7 protein-coding genes are annotated in these 5,909 nt (G+C 47.7%); 3 read left to right on the top strand and 4 right to left on the bottom strand.

Translation table 11 applies throughout. The annotated features are described in order from the left end of the window. From NK638_RS11585 to potA, 4 genes are all read right to left on the bottom strand, one after another. Positions 1-250, bottom strand: a 250-nt coding sequence (locus NK638_RS11585; protein WP_274633129.1) for a LysR family transcriptional regulator, incomplete at its 3' end; no start/stop codon positions are given. 108 nt (positions 251-358) lie between these two features. Further along, positions 359-1,159 carry a spermidine/putrescine ABC transporter permease PotC gene (gene potC / locus NK638_RS11580; RefSeq protein WP_105244697.1) on the bottom strand — a complete coding sequence of 267 codons (801 nt, stop codon included), beginning with the start codon at positions 1,157-1,159 and terminating at the stop codon, positions 359-361. Continuing rightward, positions 1,159-2,046: a spermidine/putrescine ABC transporter permease PotB gene (gene potB, locus NK638_RS11575; RefSeq protein WP_274633128.1), complete on the bottom strand. Its 888-nt coding sequence runs from the start codon at positions 2,044-2,046 to the stop codon at positions 1,159-1,161. The genes potC and potB overlap by 1 nt, the downstream gene beginning before the upstream one ends. After that, complete coding sequence (gene potA / locus NK638_RS11570) at positions 2,046-3,332, bottom strand: spermidine/putrescine ABC transporter ATP-binding protein PotA (protein WP_274633127.1); 1,287 nt, start codon at positions 3,330-3,332, stop codon at positions 2,046-2,048. The genes potB and potA overlap by 1 nt, the downstream gene beginning before the upstream one ends. Before the next feature lie 361 nt (positions 3,333-3,693). Here potA and NK638_RS11565 point away from each other — a divergent pair, with 361 nt between their 5' ends. The 3 genes from NK638_RS11565 to NK638_RS11555 form a co-directional block, all read left to right on the top strand. Further along, on the top strand, positions 3,694-4,332 hold the full coding sequence (locus NK638_RS11565) for a carbonic anhydrase (protein ID WP_274633126.1): 639 nt from the start codon (positions 3,694-3,696) through the stop codon (positions 4,330-4,332). A 154-nt stretch (positions 4,333-4,486) separates the two neighbouring features. Beyond that, positions 4,487-5,044: a lactoylglutathione lyase gene (gene gloA / locus NK638_RS11560; protein WP_274633125.1), complete on the top strand. Its 558-nt coding sequence runs from the start codon at positions 4,487-4,489 to the stop codon at positions 5,042-5,044. 77 nt (positions 5,045-5,121) lie between these two features. Beyond that, positions 5,122-5,909, top strand: a 788-nt coding sequence (locus NK638_RS11555; RefSeq protein ID WP_274633124.1) for a mechanosensitive ion channel family protein, incomplete at its 3' end; no start/stop codon positions are given.

Here is a 5,909-nt window from a genome sequence, read left to right as displayed (position 1 = left end):
TTAGGTCGGATTTGGTGCGGGTGACTTGCGGTAGGATGCTGTCGGCCAGTGCCAGCACTATCTTACCTGCTGGGGTAAAGCTCAGCGGGCGGGTGCGGCGATTGACGAGGCTGACGTCATAATAGTTTTCTAGCTCTTTGAGCTGATGCGAGACGGCAGACGCCGTGACATGTAGCTCATCGGCTGCCGCAGCCAGCGAGCCATGCGCGCGCAGTGCCGTCAGTGTATTGAGATGACGAAGCTCTAACATAAGACAACCTAAGCACTTGGGTGAGAAAAATTCATTATAAACAATCTAGCGGTGAATTCCACTCAAATAATTTTATCCAAGTGCCTGCTATTAGCCAGCCTTCAACGTCTAGCGTCGCCGTAATAATAGCTGTGAGATGACGACCAGTACCAAAGAGGCCGCCAGTAGCAACGTGCCGATGGCGTTGACCTCAGGTTTGAGGCCGACGCGTACCATCGAATAAATCCGCAGCGGCAAAATCTCATAGCTAGGGCCTGTGACAAAGGTCGATACTACCACATCATCGAGTGATAAGGTAAAAGCCAATAACCAACCGGCCATTACCGCTGGCATAATCACCGGAATCAGTACCGTACGTATCATCGTCGACTCAGATGCGCCCAAATCGCGCGCTGCCTCCATTAGCCGCTCATCTAAGCTGCTCAAACGTGCAAAGACAGTAATGACCACGAACGGCAGGCAAAAAGTAATATGCGCTATCAGTAAAGAGACAAAGCCTAGCTGTAAGCCTATCAATAAAAATAGTGCCAGTAGTGAGATAGCCAAGACAATCTCAGGCGACATCATCAGCACAAATAGCAGCCCGTTTAACAAGCCTTTGCCGCGAAAGTCGTAACGATGTAGGGCAAGGGCGGTGAGCGTACCGATTAGGGTTGAGACGGTGGCAGCGACCAAACCCAAGACGATAGAATGCCAAAATGCATCGAGCATCGCTTGGTTGTTGAATAGCGACTCGTACCATTTGAGGCTAAAGCCGCCCCAGTTGTAGCCGATTTTTGATTTATTAAATGACATCACCACCAAGACGATGATGGGCAGATATAGCAAAGCATAAATCAGGCCAAGATAGCCTTTGGCCGCGATACTGCCGAGGCTTGGCGGTTTGATGTGGCGTTGGTTATCAGGCATTAGGCCACCTCATTAAAATCAGTCTTACCAATGCGGCGGCTACTGGCACGATAAGCCAGCAATAGCACGGCCATCGCCAGTGTCAACAGCACGCTTGCTGCCGCCCCAAAGGGCCAATCACGCGCGTCCAAAAACTGGTTTTTGATGATATTGCCAACGAGCAGGTTACGCGAGCCGCCCAGCACGTCTGCCACATAAAACATCCCCATCGCAGGCAGCAGCACCAAGAGCACGCCTGAGATAATCCCAGGCGTGGTCAGTGGCAGCACCACGTGCCAAAAAGTCTGGGTTTTCGACGCACCCAAATCTTGCGAGGCCAGCAGCATATCATGACGCAAATCGGTAAAGACCGCATATAGCGGCAGTACCATAAACGGGAACAGTAAATACGTCAGGCCTGCTATCACCGCGCCTTGCGTGTACAAGATATCGATAGGCGCGTCGATGATACCCAGCGTCAGTAGGGATTTATTGATCAAACCATTATTGGCAAATAATAATTTGAGCGCGTAAGTCCGCACCAAAGAGTTGGTCCAAAACGGCAAAATCAAAAGCATCATCAGCAGCGGCTGCCAGCGCGTCTGGGCTTTGGAGACCAGCCAAGCAAACGGATAGCCGAGTAATAAACAAATTACCGTGGTGATAACAGCCATCCAGAGGGAGTGGACAAACACCTCAAAATACAGCGGATCCACCATACGTAGATAGCTGTCGATATTGACAGGCAAACTGATAAAGGCGCTGCTATCACGGGTCAAAAAACTGACCGCGATGACCAAGATGTTTGGCAACAAAGCAAATATCAGCAGCCAACCCCAGATGAGCCATAGCGTTGCAGTACGAAACGGGCTTTTATTGCCCAAGTTAAAACGGCTAGTACGCGCCATTAGCTGACATCCTTTTGTATGGCTGTTTTTTGTATAGCCGCGCTTTGCTCAGGTGCTTGTGGTTCTGTTAAATGGTTTTCGGGCAATACCCACTCCCAGCCATCGACCCACGCCACCTTGACCGCTTCATTGAGCTTATAATCAAAGCTAGGATCGTCTTCATCAAAAAACTCAGAAGCTTTGATGATATGACCATTGGCCAGCTCGATAATCGAGTCTAAGGTACTGCCTTTATAGTTACTCTCGATGACACGGCCCAGCAAGCCTGCATGACTGTCGTCTTTGGGATCATAAATGCGTAAGTCTTCAGGGCGCAGCAGTAGGTTGACGATGTCGCCTACTTGTACATCGTTGGCAAAATCAGGACGGCGTAGATTGCGCAATGTGGCTTTACCTTCTTGCACTTGCGCTTCACAGACTTCGACCTCGATGCGGCCATTGGTCACGCGGCCATCACGATCTGGCTGATCGGGGTACACGCCTTTGACCTCTGCCTTAAACAGATTGGTCTCACCGATAAATTTGGCCGTAAATAGATTGGCAGGGGTTTCATAAATCTCGATCGGTGTACCGATTTGCTGAAACCTACCGTCCTTCATAACCGCAATACGGTCAGACATCGACAGTGCTTCTTCTTGATCATGAGTGACAAAGACAAAGGTAATGCCAAGCTCGCGCTGCAAGCGCTTGAGCTCTGACTGCATCTGCAGACGCAGCTTGTGATCGAGTGCTGATAATGGCTCATCGAGTAACAGTAGTTTGGGGCGATTAATCACCGCGCGCGCAATGGCCACGCGCTGCTGCTGACCGCCGGATAAATCTTGTGGTTTGCGATTGGCTAAATGCTCTAGCTGCACCATTGCCAGCATTTCACTCACCCGCGACCGAATCTCGTCTTTGGGGACTTTTTTGAGCTTGAGGCCATAGGCGACGTTTTGCGCGACGCTCATATGCGGAAACAGCGCATACTGCTGAAACACGGTGTTGACCGGACGCTTATCCGCGGACAACCCTGCCATCTGCACGCCGTCTAGATAAATCGCCCCTGCCGTCGGTTGCTCAAACCCCGCGATTAAGCGTAGCAGTGTGGTCTTGCCGCAGCCTGATGGTCCAAGCAGGGTCAAAAACTCACCATGCTGGATATCAAGGTTGATGTCTTTTAAGACCTCAGTTTGATCGTAGGTTTTTTGTAGGCCAGTCAGTTGTAGCAGCGTCTTACCAGTAGCATCTGTGCTATCAGTCTGTGTGTTATTGGTTTGAGCAGTGGGCGCGGGCAAGTCAGTCATGAACGAAAGTCCTGATTATCCAAATCAATCTCATATATAGCGAGAGTCAAGTGCGGGTTATTATAACAAACCCGCTGCGCAAATAAGTGCAAGTTCGTTATCAATTACGCGAGTTGTACCGTCATAGCAGCGCTAGATACGGCTATATTTTTACAGTTATAGGTTGGTGTATAACGACATTTAAACAAAATTTTTTACCGTTTTTTGGCGTCTATTCCTATACAATCACGATATGGCTGACAAACATAAGGCATCTGATGGGTGAGTGTGAATAGTCAATAGTCATCTGCCCATTTATGTTTGCATACAAGTATATAAAGCCGTTTATAACTCTCATATTATTGATAATAAAGGATCTCTCATGCCTACTGATATACGTCCAACAACAGGTCAAGAAGCGCTTGAGCTTTTAAAAGAAGGTAACGCGCGCTACGTTGATAGTCTCACCAGTACCGATGAATATATGCAGCATCGCCCAGAATTGGTCAAAGATCAAAATCCATTGGCCATTATTTTGGGCTGCTCAGATGCGCGCGTACCTGTTGAGATTGTCTTTGATCAAGGCTTGGGGGATTTGTTTGTCATACGTGTGGCGGGCAATGTGGTGGCGCCATCACAGATTGGCTCAATTGAGTTTGCCGCCGAAGCTTTCGGTACGAAGTTGGTGGTGGTCCTTGGACATTCAAAATGCGGTGCTGTCACAGCTTGCGTTGAGACCTTGATCAATCCTGAGCAGAACTATTCACCTAATTTGCAATCGATCGTTGATCGTATTCGCCCAAGTGTTTATAACTTGCATGAGCTGGCAACGGCCAATGGTCAAGACGTCGATGCCGATGAGCTGGTTGATCGCTCTATCCGTGCCAACGTGCGTATGTCTGTCAGTCAGCTCAAACATGGCTCCCGAGCCCTAGAGGACTTGACGACGAGTGGTAAGCTGCTCATCGTTGGGGCAGAGTATGACTTAGAGACAGGTAAGGTGAGGTTCTTAGACAGCTAATATATATCTAAACATGAACATACTTTGTTCATATTCTTACAGAACCCTATCAATTATTTTGCCATTTTTTATTATAATGAAAGCACCAAGCGAATTGCGATCATCGTAATTCGCTTATTTATAACACTCTTTTTTGAATAACCTTAGGATAACTATGTCTACTAACGATAATAATGCGACCATCGCACAGCCTGCGAGCAGTATCAGTACAGATGGCGTCCAGTCAATCTCTACGCAAACGACAGGTTTTACGTTTAACCACACCATGCTCCGCGTCAAAGATCCTGCCAAGTCATTGGCGTTTTATACTGGGGTTTTGGGAATGACGTTGCTGGCGGTCAAAAAATTCCCTGACATGGAATTTGATCTGTATTTCTTGGCAAAGCTAACTGAGAGTGAGCGTGACAACTTGCCAGCTGGTGATGATTTAGAAATTTTTGCTTTCCGTCAGCGCGGTGTTTTGGAGCTGACCCATAATTACGGCACCGAGACAAAAGCGGACTTTAGCTATCATGATGGCAACCAAGACCCTCAAGGCTTTGGACACATTTGTTTTAATGTACCGAACTTGGATGAGGCCATTGCTTGGTTTGATAAGAACGATGTTGAGTTCAAAAAACGTCCAGAAGACGGCAGCATGAAAAACATCGCCTTTATCAAAGATGTTGATGGCTACTGGATCGAAATCGTACAAGCTGATTTGATGTCATAACTGGCAAAACAGTAGTGAGATGTTCATTTATTTATTCATTTAAACACGCGCTAAGACAGCAATAGGAGCAACCCTTTATGCCCACCCCTGACGTAAGCCGCCTATCGAACACGCTAACCGATGGTGTGACCGTCTATCAACAAGTGGTCTATACCACGCAAGACTTGGCAAGTGGCTTTATTGAGCGCATTCCATATTTTGTAGCGGCGCTCATTGTGTTGGGGATTTTTTGGCTGTTGTCGATTATTTTCAAAAAAGTCGTGCATAAAACCTTAGGCGCGCGCGTGCGTCATCAAAACTTGGTGAAGGTGTTTCAGCGCATAGGTGGGGCGCTTATTCTGTTTATTGGCTTTATGATCGCCATGGTTGTTGCTATTCCAGGATTTACACCAGCCAAATTAATCGGCGCGCTGGGTATTGGTTCGGTTGCGATTGGTTTTGCTTTTAAAGATATTTTTCAAAACCTACTCTCTGGTATTTTGCTACTGATTTCAGAGCCGTTTCGTATCGGTGATCAAATCGTCTCAGGGGACTACGAAGGAACGGTAGAAGATATCAAGATCCGTGCAACGACCATCAAGACTTATGATGGCCGGCAAGTAGTGATTCCAAACTCGGAGCTGTATACCTCGGCATTGACCGTCAATACCGCTTATAAGCAGCGCCGCTTACAAGTGGCGGTGGGCATTGGTTATGAAGACGATATCGAAACAGCAAAGGCTGAGATTCTACAAGCTTTGGATAAAGTTGAGAGCGTATCGAAAAAAGCGACGCCAAGCGTGATTGCGACAGGGTTTGGCGGATCTTCTATGGATCTGACAGTACGTTGGTTTATTGATAACGGCACTCAGGCTAATAAAGTCGC

It is taken from the genome of Psychrobacter sp. A3 (genome assembly GCF_028823565.1).
Taxonomy (GTDB): Bacteria; Pseudomonadota; Gammaproteobacteria; order Pseudomonadales; family Moraxellaceae; genus Psychrobacter; species Psychrobacter celer.
The sequence above is the reverse complement of the archived record's forward strand: the minus strand, read 5'-3'. Positions and strand labels throughout refer to the sequence as shown.

Coding starts and splice junctions, on each gene's coding strand:
- potC (WP_105244697.1), bottom strand. CDS start 1,159: ATGCCTGATAACCAACGCCACATCAAACCGCCAAGCCTCGGCAGTATC.
- potB (WP_274633128.1), bottom strand. CDS start 2,046: ATGGCGCGTACTAGCCGTTTTAACTTGGGCAATAAAAGCCCGTTTCGT.
- potA (WP_274633127.1), bottom strand. CDS start 3,332: ATGACTGACTTGCCCGCGCCCACTGCTCAAACCAATAACACACAGACT.
- NK638_RS11565 (WP_274633126.1), top strand. CDS start 3,694: ATGCCTACTGATATACGTCCAACAACAGGTCAAGAAGCGCTTGAGCTT.
- gloA (WP_274633125.1), top strand. CDS start 4,487: ATGTCTACTAACGATAATAATGCGACCATCGCACAGCCTGCGAGCAGT.